At 62.4% G+C, this 15705-nt stretch carries 15 protein-coding genes and 1 pseudogene; 11 read left to right on the top strand and 5 right to left on the bottom strand.

The annotated features are described in order from the left end of the window. The first annotated feature begins 34 nt into the window (after positions 1 to 34). Positions 35 to 1234, top strand: a complete 1200-nt coding sequence (locus AruCF_RS25135; RefSeq protein WP_049071805.1) for an amidohydrolase family protein — start codon at positions 35 to 37, stop codon at positions 1232 to 1234. Between the two features lie 41 nt (positions 1235 to 1275). Here AruCF_RS25135 and AruCF_RS25130 read toward each other — a convergent pair whose 3' ends face one another. After that, positions 1276 to 2154: a LysR family transcriptional regulator gene (locus AruCF_RS25130; protein ID WP_049071807.1), complete on the bottom strand. Its 879-nt coding sequence runs from the start codon at positions 2152 to 2154 to the stop codon at positions 1276 to 1278. Positions 2155 to 2312: 158 nt separating this feature from the next. On the opposite strand from AruCF_RS25130, the gene AruCF_RS25125 reads away from it, so the two are divergent. From AruCF_RS25125 to AruCF_RS25115, 3 genes are all read left to right on the top strand, one after another. After that, positions 2313 to 3440: a mandelate racemase/muconate lactonizing enzyme family protein gene (locus AruCF_RS25125; protein ID WP_049077506.1), complete on the top strand. Its 1128-nt coding sequence runs from the start codon at positions 2313 to 2315 to the stop codon at positions 3438 to 3440. A 13-nt stretch (positions 3441 to 3453) separates the two neighbouring features. After that, positions 3454 to 4362: a dihydrodipicolinate synthase family protein gene (locus AruCF_RS25120; protein ID WP_049071808.1), complete on the top strand. Its 909-nt coding sequence runs from the start codon at positions 3454 to 3456 to the stop codon at positions 4360 to 4362. Positions 4363 to 4446: 84 nt separating this feature from the next. Next, entirely contained in the window at positions 4447 to 5427 is a 981-nt protein-coding gene (locus AruCF_RS25115) for a Bug family tripartite tricarboxylate transporter substrate binding protein (RefSeq protein WP_083036949.1), read from the top strand. A gap of 232 nt (positions 5428 to 5659) precedes the next feature. On the opposite strand, the gene AruCF_RS25110 is transcribed toward AruCF_RS25115, so the two are convergent. The 4 genes and pseudogenes from AruCF_RS25110 to AruCF_RS29340 all read right to left on the bottom strand — a co-directional run bounded on the left by AruCF_RS25110 (position 5660) and on the right by AruCF_RS29340 (position 7887). Further along, positions 5660 to 6622, bottom strand: a complete 963-nt coding sequence (locus tag AruCF_RS25110) for a tyrosine-type recombinase/integrase (RefSeq protein ID WP_083036948.1) — start codon at positions 6620 to 6622, stop codon at positions 5660 to 5662. Between the two features lie 56 nt (positions 6623 to 6678). After that, positions 6679 to 6792: pseudogene (locus tag AruCF_RS30205) on the bottom strand (helix-turn-helix domain-containing protein); the annotation flags it as partial. Positions 6793 to 6872: 80 nt separating this feature from the next. Next, positions 6873 to 7409, bottom strand: coding sequence for an HAD domain-containing protein (locus AruCF_RS29600; RefSeq protein ID WP_167385896.1), 537 nt, complete (start codon positions 7407 to 7409; stop codon positions 6873 to 6875). A 202-nt stretch (positions 7410 to 7611) separates the two neighbouring features. After that, entirely contained in the window at positions 7612 to 7887 is a 276-nt protein-coding gene (locus tag AruCF_RS29340) for a hypothetical protein (protein WP_157130057.1), read from the bottom strand. A gap of 167 nt (positions 7888 to 8054) precedes the next feature. Here AruCF_RS29340 and AruCF_RS25095 point away from each other — a divergent pair, with 167 nt between their 5' ends. The 7 genes from AruCF_RS25095 to AruCF_RS25070 are packed head-to-tail and all read left to right on the top strand — an operon-like array spanning position 8055 to position 15636. Continuing rightward, a complete protein-coding gene (locus AruCF_RS25095) occupies positions 8055 to 8246 on the top strand; it encodes a hypothetical protein (RefSeq protein WP_083036945.1) in 192 nt (63 codons plus the stop codon). Positions 8247 to 8304: 58 nt separating this feature from the next. Continuing rightward, positions 8305 to 8862 carry a hypothetical protein gene (locus tag AruCF_RS25090; protein WP_083036943.1) on the top strand — a complete coding sequence of 186 codons (558 nt, stop codon included), beginning with the start codon at positions 8305 to 8307 and terminating at the stop codon, positions 8860 to 8862. A 2-nt stretch (positions 8863 to 8864) separates the two neighbouring features. Then, on the top strand, positions 8865 to 9761 hold the full coding sequence (locus AruCF_RS25085; protein WP_083036942.1) for a hypothetical protein: 897 nt from the start codon (positions 8865 to 8867) through the stop codon (positions 9759 to 9761). After that, positions 9761 to 11320 carry a hypothetical protein gene (locus AruCF_RS25080; protein WP_157130056.1) on the top strand — a complete coding sequence of 520 codons (1560 nt, stop codon included), beginning with the start codon at positions 9761 to 9763 and terminating at the stop codon, positions 11318 to 11320. Before AruCF_RS25085 ends, AruCF_RS25080 begins: the two co-directional genes overlap by 1 nt. Then, a complete protein-coding gene (locus AruCF_RS29335; RefSeq protein WP_157130055.1) occupies positions 11320 to 11754 on the top strand; it encodes a GNAT family N-acetyltransferase in 435 nt (144 codons plus the stop codon). The genes AruCF_RS25080 and AruCF_RS29335 overlap by 1 nt, the downstream gene beginning before the upstream one ends. Continuing rightward, the gene (locus AruCF_RS25075; RefSeq protein WP_157130054.1) at positions 11726 to 13204 is read left to right on the top strand and encodes a hypothetical protein; all 1479 of its coding nucleotides are present in this window, start codon (positions 11726 to 11728) and stop codon (positions 13202 to 13204) included. Before AruCF_RS29335 ends, AruCF_RS25075 begins: the two co-directional genes overlap by 29 nt. Further along, positions 13204 to 15636, top strand: coding sequence for a lytic transglycosylase domain-containing protein (locus AruCF_RS25070; protein WP_083036938.1), 2433 nt, complete (start codon positions 13204 to 13206; stop codon positions 15634 to 15636). Before AruCF_RS25075 ends, AruCF_RS25070 begins: the two co-directional genes overlap by 1 nt. Positions 15637 to 15705: the final 69 nt, after the last annotated feature.

The raw sequence follows: 15705 nt of genomic DNA, 5'->3' as shown, positions 1-15705 counted from the left end.
CCCGGCGCGGACGGGCGAGGCCGAGGACCTACCCATGACCGATATGTTGTTAAACGACGTTCGACTGCCCGATGGCGCGGCGGTCGACGTCGCGATATCCCGCGGCCATATCGAACGCGTCGGACCGAATCTGCAGGCGCCGGCCAATGTGGCGCGGGAGGCGGGCGCCGGCCTGTTGCTGCTGCCTGGTCTGGTCGAAGGGCACACGCACCTGGACAAGACCACCTGGGAATCCCCCTGGTATGTGAATCAGGTGGGGCCAGCGTTGACCGACCGCATCGACAACGAGCGGGCCTGGCGCGCCGCCAGCGGCCATGACGCCGCCAGCCACTCGCGCGCGTTGGCGTTGGCCTTCCTGCGCGAAGGCACGACGCGCATCCGCAGCCACGTCGACGTCGATACCGATGCCGGGCTGCGTCATCTGGAGGGCGTGCACGCCACGCGCGAGGCGCTGGCCGGCCTGATCGAGATCCAGACCGTGGCGTTTCCGCAGTCTGGGTTGCTGGGGCGGCCAGGCACGGCCGGGCTGTTGGACGAGGCCCTGGCGCAGGGCGCGGATGTGCTGGGCGGGCTGGATCCCTGCGCCATCGATCGCGACCCGGCGCAATCGCTCGACGTGCTGTTCGGCCTGGCCGACAAGCACGGCAAACCCCTCGACATTCACCTGCATGAGCCGGGCGACCTGGGCGCGTTTTCGCTCGACCTGATCCTGGACCGGGTGCAGGCGCTGGACATGCGCGGCCGCGTCGTCATCAGCCACGCCTTCTGCCTGGGCGGCGTGGACGCCAAGCGGCTGGACGGCCTGCTCAAGCGCCTGGCCGCGCTCGACGTGGCGCTGCTGACCACCGCGCCGCCGTCGCGGCCGGTGCCTGCGCTGCGCGCCTGTCGCGAGGCCGGCGTGACGCTGTTCGGCGGCAATGACGGCATCCGCGATACCTGGACCCCCTACGGCAGCCCGGACATGCTGGCGCGCGCCATGATGATCGGCTTGCGCAACGACCTGCGCCGCGACGACGAGATCGGCTGGGCTTTCGACTGTGTCAGCGAGGCCGCGGCGCGAGCCTGTGGCTTCGCGGACTATGGGCTGGCGCCCGGCGCCCGCGCCGACCTGGTGCTGGTGGCGGCCAGCGGCGTGGCCGAAGCCGTGGCGCAGCGCGCGCCGCGTCGCCTGGTGATCTCTGGCGGCAAGGTGGTGGCGCGCAACGGCCAGCTGCGGGCCGACCTGGCGGCATAAGGCGCGGCGGCCGGTGGCCGCATGCATGCCGCGCGGGCCGGTCAGCGCTCCGCCGCCGCCTGGCGTTCCGCCATCTCCACGAACACCCGCATCAATTCCGAGCGCACGCCCGAGCGCGGCCAGATCGCGCCGACGCTGCGCGCCGGACAGGGGCCCGGCAGCGGCCAGCGCCTGACCGGGGCGGATGCGCCCGTGGTGGCCCAGTCGGGCAATAGCGCCACCCCCAATCCTTCCGACACCAGCTTGGCGATCGAGTCGATGCCGTCCAGCTCGAAGCGCACGTGTGGCCGCAGGTCACGGGCGCGCAGGTAGTCGTCGGCCATGCGGCCGCCCACCACGCTGCGGTCGTAGCGGATATAGGGCTCGCGCGCGATCACCGCCAGCGGGTCGCGCACCGCCATGTCGGCCGGCGTCACCAGCACCAGCGGCTCGCGCCGCAGGTCGCGCCAGACGCAGGACTTGGGCAGCGCGAACAGCGGATGCACCAGCAGCGCGCCATCCAGTTCGCCGGCCAGCACCTTGCTGTAGAGCAGGGTGGTGGGCGCGGGTTCGATGTAGATCTCGATGTGGGGATAACGCGCCGCCCAGGTGCGCAGCACCGGCGGCATGATGCCGGTGAGCGCGGTGGGCGTGGCGCCCAGGCGCAAGGGGCCGGCCGGCAGGTCGGACTCGGTGGCGGCCGAACGCAGGTCCCGCAGGTCGCGCAGCACGTTGCGGGCGCGCTCCAGGATGCGGGTGCCGGCGGCGGTGGGCTTGACGGTGCGGCCCGAGCGGGCGATCAGCGCGCTGCCCATGTCCGCTTCCAGCGCGCGCAGGCGCTGCTGCACGGTGGCCGGCGTCAGCCCCTGGTGGCGCGCGGCCTGCGCGATGGAGCCCAGTTCCACCACGTGCACATAGGTCTGCAGGAATCTCGAATCCATCGGCGGGCGCTCATAGAAGATGTTTTTTTCATATTCTAAAGATGGATGAAGATAATTGTTTGTTTCTTTGATGGCGGCAAGAATTCGCTTGAGCGTTGCGCCGGCGCAAGGCGCGCCGGCAGCGCAACCCGCACTATTCCCGTTATCAGGAGCCAGCCGTGCCCATCATTGAATCCATCGACGTTTGCGCCGCCGCGGTGCCCTTGGACAAGGTCACCTCGTTTTCGAACCGCACCGTCTCCACCCGCCATTACGGACTGGTCAAGGTCCGCAGCGCTGATGGCGTCGAAGGCATCGGTTTCTGCTATGTCGGCAGCGCTGGCGGCGCGATCTTCGAGGCCGCCGTGCAGAGCCTGCTGGCGCCGGTGCTGCTGGGCAAGGACTCGCACGCGGTCGAAGGACTGTGGCAGGCGATGTACCAGGAAGCATTGCTGCAGGGGCGCCAGGGCACGGTGATGCGCGCGCTCAGCGCGCTCGACATCGCGCTGTGGGACCTGAACGCCAAGACGGCGGGGCTGCCGCTGCACAAGTTCCTGGGCGCGGTCGAGCTGGAGTCGGTGTCTGCCTACGCCAGCGGCGGTTACTACCTGGACGGCAAGACGCCGCAGCACCTGGGCGAGGAAATGGCCAGCTACGTGGCCAAGGGCTTTGGCGCCGTCAAGATGAAGACCGGGCGCCTGTCGCCGCGCGAGGAAGAGGCGCGGCTGAAGGCGGCGCGCGAGGCCGTCGGGCCGGACGTCGAGTTGATGATGGACTGCAACAACGCCTGGCAGGACGTGACCCAGGCCATGCAGTACATCCGCCGCTTCGAGCAGTACGAGCCGTACTTCATCGAGGAGCCGTTCGGCCCCGATGACATCGACAGCCACGCCAAGCTGGCGCGCCTGACGCACCTGCCCATCGCCACCGCCGAGATCGGCTATGGCCGCTGGTATCACAAGGAGCTGCTGGACAAGGGCGCGGCCGGCATCCTGCAGACCGACGCCGCGGTGTGCGGCGGCATCACCGAATGGAAGCGCATCGCGGCGACCGCCGCCAGCTACGGCGTGGTGGTGTGCCCGCACTGGTTCCACGACGTGCATGCGCCGCTGGTGGCCGCCACGCCCAATGCGCGTTATGTTGAATTTTTCTGGGACGACCAGGTCCTGAATTTCCGCAAGCTGGTGGACCGCCAACTGACCCACAAGCAGGGCCGCGTGGTGCTGCACCAGGAGCCGGGGCTGGGATTCGGTTTCGATGAACGCATGGTCGAACGCTACGGCAAGTGGACCCGCGTCGGCCGCTGACAGGAGAGTCTTCATGAGCACACGCGCCGCTGACCGGCCGCAAGGCGTCTATTCCCCGGTCCTCACGCCCTTCAACGCGGACCTGTCGCCCAGCGCGCCGCGCTTCGTCGGGCATTGCCGCGCCCTGCTGGAACAGGGCGCGGGGCTGGCGATCTTCGGCACCAACTCCGAGGCCAATTCGCTCAGCGTGGCGGAAAAGCGCCATCTGCTGGATGCCTTGCTGGATGCCGGCCTGCCGGCCGCGCGCATGATGCCGGGCACCGGCGCCTGCGCGCTGCCCGATGCGGTCGAGCTGACCCGTCACGCGGTCGAGGCCGGCTGCGGCGGGGTGCTCATGCTGCCGCCGTTCTACTACAAGGGCGTCAGCGACGAGGGCCTGTTCCGCGCCTTCGCGCACGTGATCGAACGGGTCGCCGACGAGCGCCTGCGCATCTACCTGTATCACATCCCGCCGGTGTCGGGCGTGCCGATCAGCCTGGGCCTGATCGACCGGCTGCTGGGCGAATTTCCCGGCATCGTCGCCGGCATCAAGGACAGTTCCGGCGACTGGAACAACACCGCGGCCATGCTGCGCGACTTCCAGCCGCGCGGCTTCGACGTGTTCGCCGGCACCGAAACGGTGTTGCTGGAAACCATGCGGGCCGGCGGCGCGGGCTGCATCACCGCCACCGGCAACGTCAATGCCGGTCCGATCGTCGCGCTGTACCGGTCGTGGCGCGAGGCCGGCGCCGAGGACCGGCAGCGCGCCTTGAACGAGACCCGCGCCATCTTCCAGTCGTACCCGATGATCCCGGCCATGAAAGCCGCGATCGCGCAGCGGCGCAACGATCCGGTGTGGGCCACGGTCCGGCCGCCGCTGGTGGAGCTGGACGCCGCGCAGTCAGCGCAGCTGGCCCAGCGGCTGGCGGCCCCCGCGGCCTGACCGCGTCAGCAGGCCCAGCCGGCCGCGGCGGGCAAGGCTTACCAACAGTCGCCGGGCATGGACCCGGCGCGCGAGGAGACAACCATGCAACGTAGGGAATTCATTACCGGCGCCGCGGCGCTGGGGGCGGCGCTCGTCCTGCCGTCGGCCAGGGCGCAGCAACCGCTGCCGCCGGGCCCGGTCAAGATCGTGGTGGGATTTCCGGCGGGCGGCGGCACCGATGTGCTGGCGCGCCTGCTGGGCCAGAAGCTGGGCGTGATGTGGGGCATTCCGGTGATCGTCGAGAACCGCGCCGGCGCGGCCGGCATCATCGCCGCCGAGCAGGTGGCGCGCCAGCCGCCCGATGGCAACACGCTGCTGATGGCGCACGTCAACAGCCACGGCATCGCGCCCGGCCTGCAGCCCAGGCTGGCCTATTCGGCCGAGCGCGATTTCTCGCCCATCGCGCTGGTGGGCAAGACGCCGACGCTGCTGATCGGCGGCGCGGCGCAGCTGGCCAAGACCCTGCCCGAGCTGGTGGCGCTGTGCCGCGCGCAGCCCGGCAAGATCATCTTCGGCTCGGCCGGCAGCGGGTCGGCGCAGCACCTGGCGCTGGAGATCTTCAAGGCCCGCGCCGGCATCGACGTGCTGCACGTGCCCTACAAGGGCTCGGCGCCGCTGATGAACGACCTGCTGGGCGGCCACGTGCAGTATTGCTTCGAGGGCATGACCACGGCCACGCCGCTGATCCAGTCCGGCAAGGTGCTGGCGCTGGCGCAGACGCTGCGGCAGCGTTCCAGGAGCCAGCCCGACGTGCCGACGGTGGCCGAGCAGGGCTACCCCGGGTTCGAGGCCAGCATCTGGTTCGGCATGGTGGGGTCGGCGAAAATGCCCGTCGACATGGTCGCGCGCATGAACCAGGACATCGACCGCGTCCTGGCCATGGCCGACGTGCAGGACAAGCTGGCGCAGGTCGGCGCGGAAGACGGCGGCGGCAGCGTGCAGCGCTTCGCCGACTTCATGCGCGACGAGCAGCGCAAGTACGCCAAGACCATCCAGGACGCGAAGATCGTGGCCGAGGGGTAGGGACAGGACTTGCGGCAAGAAGGCAAAGAAAAAGGCCAATCCCGGGGGATTGGCCTTTTTTGAATACTGGCGGAGAGGGTGGGATTCGAACCCACGGTACGGGGATACCGTACGCCTGATTTCGAGTCGCATATGCGGCAGGCGCAAGAGGATTCCTCATAGGGGAAATTCAGTGCGGTGATCGCACGGAGTGCCCGGATTGCGCCCTGTCGGTCAAAAATCCCCCCACCACTCAAGCCCGCTTTTTCTGACCCATCTTGGCAATTGCATCGGTCAGCCTGGACTGGTCCAAGTGAGCATACCGCTTAGTGCTGCGCGGGTCCTTGTGGCCCAGAATAGCACCCACGGTGAACAGATCCACATCGGCATTAATTAACGCTGACGCAGTGCTATGCCGTAGCGAGTGGAACGTGACGTGCCCCAAGCCTACCTTCGCACGGCTCACCCTTGACCACTTCTGGATGGTCGACTTTGCGGCCTCGATGGGCCAGCCGTGGCGGTCCATGTAGCGCTTGAGCGTTGGGTGGATAGGCACGCGCTTGATGGCATCCCCATTCTTGGTGTCATAGACGACCAGGCTATCTCCCTCGATCCTGGCGCGCAGCAACTCGGATAGCCGCATGCCCGTGAAGAACCCGGCCACCATGGCCTGGCGTGCGCCCTTGTTGCGGCAGTGGCGGAGTTGGCCTAAGACCTGCTCAAATGTCACGTAGACATGGCGCTCATTGCGAACCGTGGGGACCTGCACACGGGCGCCCGGGTCGTGCTCTCCCTGGTTGTGCTTCTTCCATGCCCAGCGGCCAGCAGCGCGCAGCAGCGAGATTTCGTACTTGATGCTGGCCGGGGCTTTCGCCTGCTTTGCCACTTCCGAGCATATCTCGGGCAACTCATCCAAGAACTTGCCCTGGTAGTAGCCATAGAGCGATGAAAACACCCGCATGACCTCTTTGTAGGTCTTCAGGTGCTTCTTATCCTCCAGGTACAACTCAATCGCCCGTTCTACCGTTGCCCGATCACGCGCAACGCCGGTCGCGACGGCGTAGAGGCGTGCGGATTCCTTCCGGTCATAGGCGTCTGCTTCGGCTCGAGTCCATGCTTTCGGAAGACGGCTACGAGTCCGGACCCTTTTACCCTCGATGGTGCGGTCGAATTCAAAGATGAACTGACCGCGTTTTGTGTCGCGATGGATCGACATGATTGCCTGTACTCCAGCAGATCAGTAAGTTCAAAAGAGATACGCCGACCTACTCGATAGCATGGTATCGGGCCATCAGGGGCGGCGAGATCATAGACACTCCGGGGGGAAACCCCTAGGAGGCGAGCGGCCTCCAGCGCCGAGATCGGTTCTGATACGGGTTGATCCATATCGCCTCCAAAACAAAGCCCGCGCTAGGCGGGCATCCAATACTTGCGTGTGGTCGCAAGAACCTTTTCAATAGCTGCGGTCATTTCAGTAACTGCTTTGCATCCTGGTAGTTCTGGTAGGTCAGGCCGATGGCTGGGTCCACCTTGATAAAGTGGGATAACTGTTCGGGCAGCATGTCGGAGTCATCGTCAATGATGACAAACTTCTCTACGCCTGGATGCTCATTCAGCCACTGCTGAATCTGTGGACCGCGTTCGCCGCCACCGCCCGGCGTTGCGCTACTAATGACGTAGCCCAGAAAGTCGCCAAGTTCCGTGGCACGCTCCTGATCCATGCCAATCCGCCAGTTGGAACTAAGAACCACATGAGCTTCAGTTTCGGCCACCAAACGGGCCATTAGTTTGACGGCCACCTGGTCAAACTTATCCCAGGCGCCGTCCATGTTCCTGTTTCGAGGCCAGGGGCAACCGCCAAATGCCACAGCGGATCGGGTGCTGTTCAGCACCCCATCAATGTCTTTGGGATAGCGGTGCAGCGTGTTGCGGCGCATGTTCTCGGCGAAGCTGATGCACTCGACCTTGTCCGCCGTGATGAGGTCGACGTCGGCGGTGCGCATCCCGGGCTTGAACACGACGATATGGCCAGCAGGCACCGGGCCGTTCTCTTTGACCCATACGAGTTCATGGACACCACGCCAGCGCTTGCTGTTGCTGCCTGGTGCGTCTCCGATCTTCCGCTGCAGCGTGCCGTCCTTGGTGACGCGGTAGCTTCCGACGGGCTGCCATGTGTGCGGGCGGCTTCCGGGCTTGAATCGCGTTTCAACGCTCTTCCCCCCCGGGCTGGAACGACACTCCCTTGTTCCACGGCTCGTGGCCCTTCGGGAACCGGCAGGCCTCTCCGCGCGTTCCGTCGAAGCGGCCGGCATCCGGGCTGGAGAGATAGGCGTTGGATTTCTTCAGCCCCAGGCGCTGCGCCAACTGATAGATCGACGATTCCGAACGCCCGACCGCAGCGGCGATCACCTTGGTCGGGGTGGTCGGGTAGAACTTCGCCACGGCGGCTTCTTCCGCCGGCGTCCACTTTTTGCGCGCCATTCACCCCTCCTGCTGCTGAGAGGCGGAATGAGCGGCGCGGTCCAGGCGGTCGATTTCGGCCAGGATCAGGGCGCCAGCTTTGACCAGCATTTCGCGTGCGGTTCCTTCCTTGAATGTGCCGGGCTTCCATGGCCAGACGTTGAGGGACGACCACTGGAGTGCGTCTGATGCCTATCGAGGTTGTGTCGCGGGTGACCGTGGTCAACCTAGGCGCCAACGCGCTGCTTGTTTATCCGGGCACGGGTGTGCAGATCAACGCCCTGACCGCGACGACTGGCGGATTTTCGGTCCCCGCCGGCAAGGTTGCCGATTTCATCGGTGTTTCGCCGACCCAATGGGTTGCCCTCCTGGGCGCCTGATCTACCGGGGGCTTCGGCCCCCGTTCTTTTTTGAGGCAAACCCTCAAAGGACATAGCAATGAACTTCACGCAGGAAGACCACGCATTTGTCGAGTTCTATATGGATCCGGTGGAATTGACCTACGAAACGGAGGCCCAGGGCCATCCCGTATACAAGGAGGTCGAGCACATCAAGATCATGACCCCGGGCGACCCGCACAACATTATCGAGCGGCGCGCAACGGATGCCGACAAGGTGAAGTATCCGCGTGCATGGGAACGTTTCCTGCGTACCGAACACACTGCGCATGATGGCCTGCCGCTAGAGCAATGGCCGCAGATCAACCGCGCACAGGTCAAGGAAGCCAAATACTTCGAAGTCCATACCGTCGAGCAGATGTCTGGGTTGGCGGATTCCCATCTAGGCAAGATGCCTCCTGGGTTTCGTGAGCTGCGCAGCAAGGCTCAGGCCTATTTGAAAGCCGCGAACGACACTGCCGCGGCGACCGCTCAGGCTGCCGAAGCGGAACGCCTGCGCGCAGAAGTGGCCGACGTTCGCGCCCAACTGGCCGAAATGCAGAAGCAATACGGCGAACCGGCCAAGCGTGGGCCTGGCCGTCCCCCGAAGGCTGAGTGAACATGACCCTTCTCGAACTGATCCGGCAGGCATGCCAAGAAATGGCATTGAGCGTGCCTACTGCGGTGGTGTCTTCGGCAGACCCGCAAACGGTGCAAATGTTCGCCTTGTTGAATCGGTTCGGGATGGATCTTTGCCGTCAGGATGATTGGCAGCGACTGAATCGTGAATACATCATGACGACGGTCGCACAGCAACAAAATGCAACCATCGTCAATGGCAGTCCCGTAATTACGGTGGCGTCTACTTCCGGCATGAACACGAATTGGGGGATCGACGGCACGGGGATCGCGCCATTTGCCCAGATCGTAAGTGTGGATTCGCCTACTCAGGTGACCATGAACATGCCCGCGCAGGCGAGCGGGACATATCTGCTCAACTTTGCCCAAGTTCAATACCCGCTCCCCTCCGATTGGAAGAAGCAGATCCCGCAGACTGAATGGGATCGTACCAATCGTTGGCCCATGATGGGTCCTCAAACGCCTCAGGCGTGGCAATCGTTCAAGTCTGGGATTGTCTACGCCGGCCCGCGTGAGCGCTTCCGAATTCTTGGCCAAACGATGGCGGTTAATCCGCCGCCGCCTAACGGACTGACGTTCGCATGGGAGTACATCAGCAACGCGTTTGTTACGAGCGCTTCCGGAGCAAGGAAAAGCAGCTTTACAGCAGACGATGATACGTGTGTCTTCGACGATTCGCTGATGGTGCAAGGACTGAAAGTCAAGTTCAAACAGGCCAAGGGGCTGGATGTTTCTTTTGAGCTTTCAGAATTCAACGTTCTGCTGGAGCAATGCAAGGCTCAGGATCGTTCCGCCGCGAAATTGAACTTGTCGCCGGCTGATATCACGGTCCTGCTGACAACCAACAACATTCAAGACGGCAACTGGCCGGCAAGCTGATGATCTCGCCCCAGCGTAAACGCGCCATCGGCTACCAGACGGCCGGATCTGTCTCGTTGCCTGCGCCGGTAGGTGGCCTCAATGACCGTGACCCTTTGGCAGCTATGCCAGTCACGGATGCAGTGATCCTTGAGAACTGGTGGCCATTACCCGGAAAGCTGGAGGTCCGCCGGGGATATACGGATTGGGTGACCGGGTTTTCGAATGCTGTAGAAAGCCTGTTCGAATACTCACCACCCAATGGGATCAACCGCATATTTGCGGCATCTTCGGGCGCCATCTACGATGTGACGAACCCCGGGGTGCATGGCGCGCCTTTGGTGTCTGGCCTAACTAGCAACCGTTGGCAGGACGCGCAGATCACCACCCCCGGCGGCAACTTCCTGTATTTGTTCAATGGGGTTGACAAGCCGCTGCTATACAACGGCACGACCTGGGCGTCTATTGATGGGGGCAGTTCACCGATTGCCATTACTGGGGTAACCACGACCCTATTGGTGCAAGGCTGCGTTTTCAAGAATCGCCTATTTATGGTCGAGCGCGATTCTATGCGCGTTTGGTACTTGCCTGTAAACCAAGTTGGTGGGGCAGCTACAAGCCTTGATCTGGGGGCAATTTTCCAGCGCGGCGGGTGGGTGGTCGGCATGTTCACCTGGACGATTGATGCGGGTAATGGGGCTGATGACCATGCCGCCTTTATCTCCAGCAATGGTGAGGTTGCCGTCTATTCTGGCACTGATCCTTCCACAGCGGCGAACTGGAGCCTTATCGGTCTTTTCTATCTTGGTAAGCCTGTCGGGCGCCGGTGTGCTATCAAGTATGGCGGTGACCTGCTGGTGTTGTGTGAGCCTGGCGTGATGCCGATGAGTAAGGCATTGCTTACTAGCTCCATTGATAGGCGCGCCTCGATCTCTGACAAGATCCAGAACAGCATCAACGAGGCCATCGCGTCTTACAGCGCAAATTTCGGTTGGGAGTTGTGCCTCTTCCCGGAACAAAATGCGCTGATTGTCAATATTCCGGCTGGTATGGGCGCGAACTATCAATTCGCGCAAAACACCTTCACTGGGGCCTGGACAAAATTTACCGGATGGGACGCGCAGACGTTCAAGAATACGTCGCAAGGGCTGTTTTACGGCACTTCCACCGCGGTGAGGCGGGCGTGGGTAGGAAACATTGACGGCTCAAGCATGATCGTTGGTGACGCGCTTCAGTCCTTTCAGGATTTTGGCGCATCGGCCCAGAATAAGTACTTCACCATGGTGCGCCCGTATGTGCAGACCAATGGAAATCCGTCAGTTTTGTACTCGGTGAACGGAGACTATCTGCCATCGGACCCCACCGGCACGCTCAATTTCGCGCCGCCAGGTGGCATGGTGTGGGGGTCAATGGTATGGGGCGCGATGACTTGGGGCGGCCAGTTCGTTCAGAACTCGAATTGGAACACGGTTGGTGGCATCTATAGGTCTGCTGCTATCCGGCTAAAGGCTCAAAGCAATTCGTCGATTGTCGAATGGGCTTCGACAAGCTACGTATACCAACAAGGTGGCCTCCTGTAATGCTCTTTGCAGACGATTCTGTGATCGGGCCATGGGTATGCGAGCGGATCGGAGGGAATTGGCCGCAGGGGCGTGGGAAAGCGATCGGGCGTATCAAGGATGGTCGAATCGTTGGCGGGATTCTTTACGAGGACTTCAACGGCGCCAACATCATGTGCCATATCGCGGGAGAAGGATCTCATTGGCTAAACCGTGAGTTCCTGTGGGCAATCTTTCACTATCCATTTGAGTACCTGGGCGCAAGTAGGATGACAGCGCCAGTAGCGAGTGTTAACCAAGCATGCCGGCGCTTTGTGGAGCATCTAGGGTTTACGCAGGAATGCGTAATGGAAGATGCCCACCCGCAGGGCGACATCATCATCTATAGGCTTAAAGCGGAAGATTGCCGCTGGTTGGAGTTAAAGAATGGGCAAAGGATCGTCGAGCACGCCTGAGGTGCCTGATTACGTCGCGGCGGCCAAGGCCACGTCTCAAGGGAATCTTGACCTGGCCAAGTACGCCACGCAGGCGAACCGGGTAAACCAGATTACGCCCTGGGGTTCGCTGACCTGGAGCAATGGTCGCACCTTTAACCAAAGTGCCTACGACCAAGCCATGGACGCATGGCGCAGTCAAGGTGGCACTAACTCAGCGGTCGGGCGCGACACCAGCCCATATGGATACCAGCAGGCCGGCATGCATAACGGGACCGGTCTGTCTTACGTGGACTGGGCGCGCCAGCAACAGCAAACCGCCGGAGCGGGGGCTGGTGGCATGCCGAATCCCCAGGACTACTATTCTGGAGACGGGGATAACTGGACTCAGACGGTATCGCTATCCCCCCAAATGCAAGCTCTGTTCGATCAGAACATGAAGCTTCAGCAAGGATTGTTCGGTGCCCAACCGACTCAGCAGCCTGTGACCGGCGGCCAGCCGCAAGTGCCGTTGCTTCCTGGCCGTTCGGCGCAGGAGTCTTTCACTATTGCTCAGGGCATGGGCTTGCCGGCATATCTCAAGCTGGCGGCGGAGCAGGGCTTTCAGAAGCCTATGGTGGTTGGTGAAGGCGGAACGGTCTACAACCCCAATACGCGTCAAGCAGAGTTTTCGGCCGCTAAGAACGGAATTCAAACTATGTACGGCCCTAATGGGCCTGTCGCCGGCATGGTGCCTGGTTATGGTGCTGCGAATGCGGCCATCCAAGGTATGGAAGCCGGGGCTACTGAAGGCGCCAAAGCAGCGTTTGACCTGGTTGAAGTACCGAACGGCAGCGGCGGGAAGATCCTCATGCCGCGTGCGCAGGCTGCTGCGATGCTTGGCGGCCAGAACCAGGCACCCGTTCAATCGCCTAATCCTGGCCAGCAGGCGGGTGCTCCGGGGGCGCTCGGCACCACTATCAGCCCGCAGATGCAAGAAGCTCGTTCCGCGCTGCCAAAGATCGAGCAGCAGGCCAATCAGCTGCGTGATGTCATCACGAAGACGCTTAATCACCCGGGCTTGAACTACTCGGTAGGAGTTTGGGGGAACGCACCCACGATCCCTGGAACTCCTCAGGCGGATGTTCGGGCGCTTCAGGATCAGATCCAGGGGGCCACGTTCTTGCAGGCGTTCGAGAGTCTCAAAGGTGGGGGCGCTATTACTGAACCAGAGGGTAAGAAGGCCACTGATGCCATCGCTAGGCTTTCCCGCGCTCAATCACCAACCGCCTATCGTGAAGCACTTCAAGATCTGATGCAGGTTTTGGATGTAGGTGTGGCACGCGCGTATAAATCGGCGGGCATGCAGCAACCGGGCGCGCAACCGGATAAGCAGGATATGGCTATGCCAAAGTCCGCACAGGACTATGCCGCGCTGCCTTCTGGCGCCATGTTCCGTGCCCCTGATGGCTCGATCCGGAGGAAGCCGTAATGGCCAATGAATGGTGGGCATCCGCGCCTCAGGTCGATCCTTTTGAGGCTGCGCTTACGCTGGAAGGCGTTGACCCGAAGCGAGCAGCCATTGCCAGATCCATTTACCAGCAAGAATCCGGCTCGGGAAGGAACACGACCACCTCCAATGCGGGCGCCGTCGGAGGGATGCAGATCATCCCCGCGACGTTTAGCCGCATGGCTGACAAGGGCTGGAACATCAACGACCCTCTGGATAATGCACGGGCAGGCGTCCGGTATGTGTCAAAACTCTATGACATGGCGGAGGGCGATCCTCGTCTTACTGCGGTGGGCTATTACGGTGGCGAAGGCGCGATCCCGAAAGCGAAAGAGGGAATCGCTGTTTCCGACCCGCGCAACCCTAATGCCCCAAACACGCTGCAATATGGTGATCAGGTGGCGGCCAGGATTCCGCAGGAAGCTGGTGACTCATGGTGGGCAAATGCGCCAGTGGTAGAAGAAGGCGCAGCTACTACCAGCCGAGGCCCGGATGGCGTTCTGCGGATCGAGATGGGCGGTACAAATCCGCCATCTCCGGCGCCGGAGCAATCCGCGCTTGCGAACCTCAAGGAAGGCGCCACCCAAGGCTTTGGAGATATGTTCGCGGGGGTGGGCCAGAATGCTGTCCATGAGGGCGCTAGAACCCTTGGCTACATAGATCAGCTGTTTGGGACTAACTTGGCTGATCGAGTCAAACCGGAGGTGGCCGCGCGAGATGCTGAAGTCGCTATTCGAGAACAGCAGTACCAGGATAAAACGCCAGGGTCCATCGCTGCCGGCATTGGCCGTGTAGGGGGAAATATCGCTGCTGGCTTTGCGGGAGGTCCTGGAGCACTTTCTGGGCCGATGACAACGGCTGCCAAGCTCGGGGCTACTCTCATGCCCAACTTGCCCAGGACGGGCGCATTCCTTGGCTCTACGCTGGGCAGCGCCGCTCTTGGCGGTGCATACGGCGCTTCGGCCCCCGTTACTTCGGGTGAGTACTATGACCAGGCCAGGCGCAATGCATTGGCCGGCGCACTCGTCGGTGGTGTGACGCCGGCACTTGGTCAAGTCGTTGGCGGGGCTGCAAACTATCTGAAGCGCAATGTCCAGGCCGCAGTGGCTCCCTTCACCGAAAGCGGGCGCCAGAAGATTGCTGAGAACCTTCTGACCCGAGCGGCCGAAAGCGGCCCACAACGGGCACGCACGCAGCAGTTTGTCGCCGGTGTTGAGCCGACCATGGCCGAAATTACCGGGAATTCCCGGGTCGCGAATCTGCAACGTACTGTGCGTGATTTGGAACCCGCGCCATTTGTGGCACGGGAAGAAGCCAACGCAATTGCGCGCCAGGATGCGCTCAGCGCCATTCGCGGTACATCTGATGATCTGGCTGCTGCCAAGCTAGCACGAGACGCCACGGCGGCGAATGACTATCTGAGTACCCATGTTGGCATCCCTGTTGGCAACACCGAGTATGCCTCTTTGCGTAAAACGCCAGCATTCCAAAGTGCATTTGCTGAGGCGGAACGTATGGCAAAGAATGCAGGTGGATCCGTCGAAACTAAAGTTGTGAACCGTACCAATCTGAACCGTGGCGGTCAGGCTGGCAAACCGGAAACCTACGTTTCTGGGGTGGGGTTGCAGCGCATCAAAATGGCGCTTGATGACCAGATCAATACGGCTTCCAGGGCTGGAGAGCGGGGTAAAGCAGCAAATATTCTCCAGATCAAGGACAAGTTGCTACAGCTGATGGACCGGGAGATTCCTGGTTACGCCGAAGCTCGCAATGCCTATACCGCGGCGTCTAAAGAAATCGACGCCATGGAGTTCATCCAAAAGCTTGGCCTCACGGATGCGCAAGGCAACGTCACGCTCGCAAAGGTTCAAAACGCCCTTCGAAAGATTGAACAGGAGCGCATGAAGCCTGGGGTGAACCAGGCCAAGGCTGTCACTTCCCGACAGATGGAGGTGTTGACCAATCTCCGGGACGATTTGTTGCGCGCCGGGCAAACACAGGCCGGCCGTTCGCTTGGCAGCAATACGGCGCAGAACTTGGCCATGCAGAACATGATGGAGAGCGCGCTACCGGGACGTGCGGCGGATGTTGCAGGCTCAGCTGGACCGGCTACGCTGATTGGAAGCGGCTTGGGGTTCGTGGGTGGCGGGTTGCCGGGCGCTGGCGGCGGCTTTGTGGTCGGCAGAGGAATCGACACCGCTTTGTCGAGGCTGATGCGTGGCAGCAACGAAGATATCCGAAACCGGCTCGCGCAGCTACTGCTGAATGAAGGCGGATCAGGGCTTGCGACTCTCAATCGTGCAGCCAGTGCGCCGCGACCACTCCCTGGACTCAGTCGAAACCAAGGGCTCCTCTACCCAGCCTTCACCGTTGGGGGCGCGATAGAGGGGCTCGGTGCGAACGGTGGGCGGTGATTGAGGCTCGTCTTTAGCGCGCTTGTCTTTCAAGTCTGCGCGCAGGCAATCGATGAGCACCTTGATAAC

The organism is Achromobacter ruhlandii (assembly GCF_002082135.1).
GTDB classification, from domain to species: domain Bacteria; phylum Pseudomonadota; class Gammaproteobacteria; order Burkholderiales; family Burkholderiaceae_B; genus Achromobacter; species Achromobacter ruhlandii.
This window is presented reverse-complemented; position numbering and strand designations above follow the sequence as displayed.

Excerpts from the sequence above, each read along its gene's own strand:
- AruCF_RS25085 (WP_083036942.1), top strand. The coding sequence starts at position 8,865 with ATGACCCTTCTCGAACTGATCCGGCAGGCATGCCAAGAAATGGCATTG.
- AruCF_RS29600 (WP_167385896.1), bottom strand. The coding sequence starts at position 7,409 with ATGCGCACCGCCGACGTCGACCTCATCACGGCGGACAAGGTCGAGTGC.
- AruCF_RS25095 (WP_083036945.1), top strand. The coding sequence starts at position 8,055 with ATGCCTATCGAGGTTGTGTCGCGGGTGACCGTGGTCAACCTAGGCGCC.
- AruCF_RS25075 (WP_157130054.1), top strand. The coding sequence starts at position 11,726 with ATGGGCAAAGGATCGTCGAGCACGCCTGAGGTGCCTGATTACGTCGCG.
- AruCF_RS25090 (WP_083036943.1), top strand. The coding sequence starts at position 8,305 with ATGAACTTCACGCAGGAAGACCACGCATTTGTCGAGTTCTATATGGAT.
- AruCF_RS25120 (WP_049071808.1), top strand. The coding sequence starts at position 3,454 with ATGAGCACACGCGCCGCTGACCGGCCGCAAGGCGTCTATTCCCCGGTC.
- AruCF_RS25080 (WP_157130056.1), top strand. The coding sequence starts at position 9,761 with ATGATCTCGCCCCAGCGTAAACGCGCCATCGGCTACCAGACGGCCGGA.
- AruCF_RS29340 (WP_157130057.1), bottom strand. The coding sequence starts at position 7,887 with ATGGCGCGCAAAAAGTGGACGCCGGCGGAAGAAGCCGCCGTGGCGAAG.
- AruCF_RS25115 (WP_083036949.1), top strand. The coding sequence starts at position 4,447 with ATGCAACGTAGGGAATTCATTACCGGCGCCGCGGCGCTGGGGGCGGCG.
- AruCF_RS25110 (WP_083036948.1), bottom strand. The coding sequence starts at position 6,622 with ATGTCGATCCATCGCGACACAAAACGCGGTCAGTTCATCTTTGAATTC.
- AruCF_RS25070 (WP_083036938.1), top strand. The coding sequence starts at position 13,204 with ATGGCCAATGAATGGTGGGCATCCGCGCCTCAGGTCGATCCTTTTGAG.
- AruCF_RS25135 (WP_049071805.1), top strand. The coding sequence starts at position 35 with ATGACCGATATGTTGTTAAACGACGTTCGACTGCCCGATGGCGCGGCG.
- AruCF_RS29335 (WP_157130055.1), top strand. The coding sequence starts at position 11,320 with ATGCTCTTTGCAGACGATTCTGTGATCGGGCCATGGGTATGCGAGCGG.
- AruCF_RS25130 (WP_049071807.1), bottom strand. The coding sequence starts at position 2,154 with ATGGATTCGAGATTCCTGCAGACCTATGTGCACGTGGTGGAACTGGGC.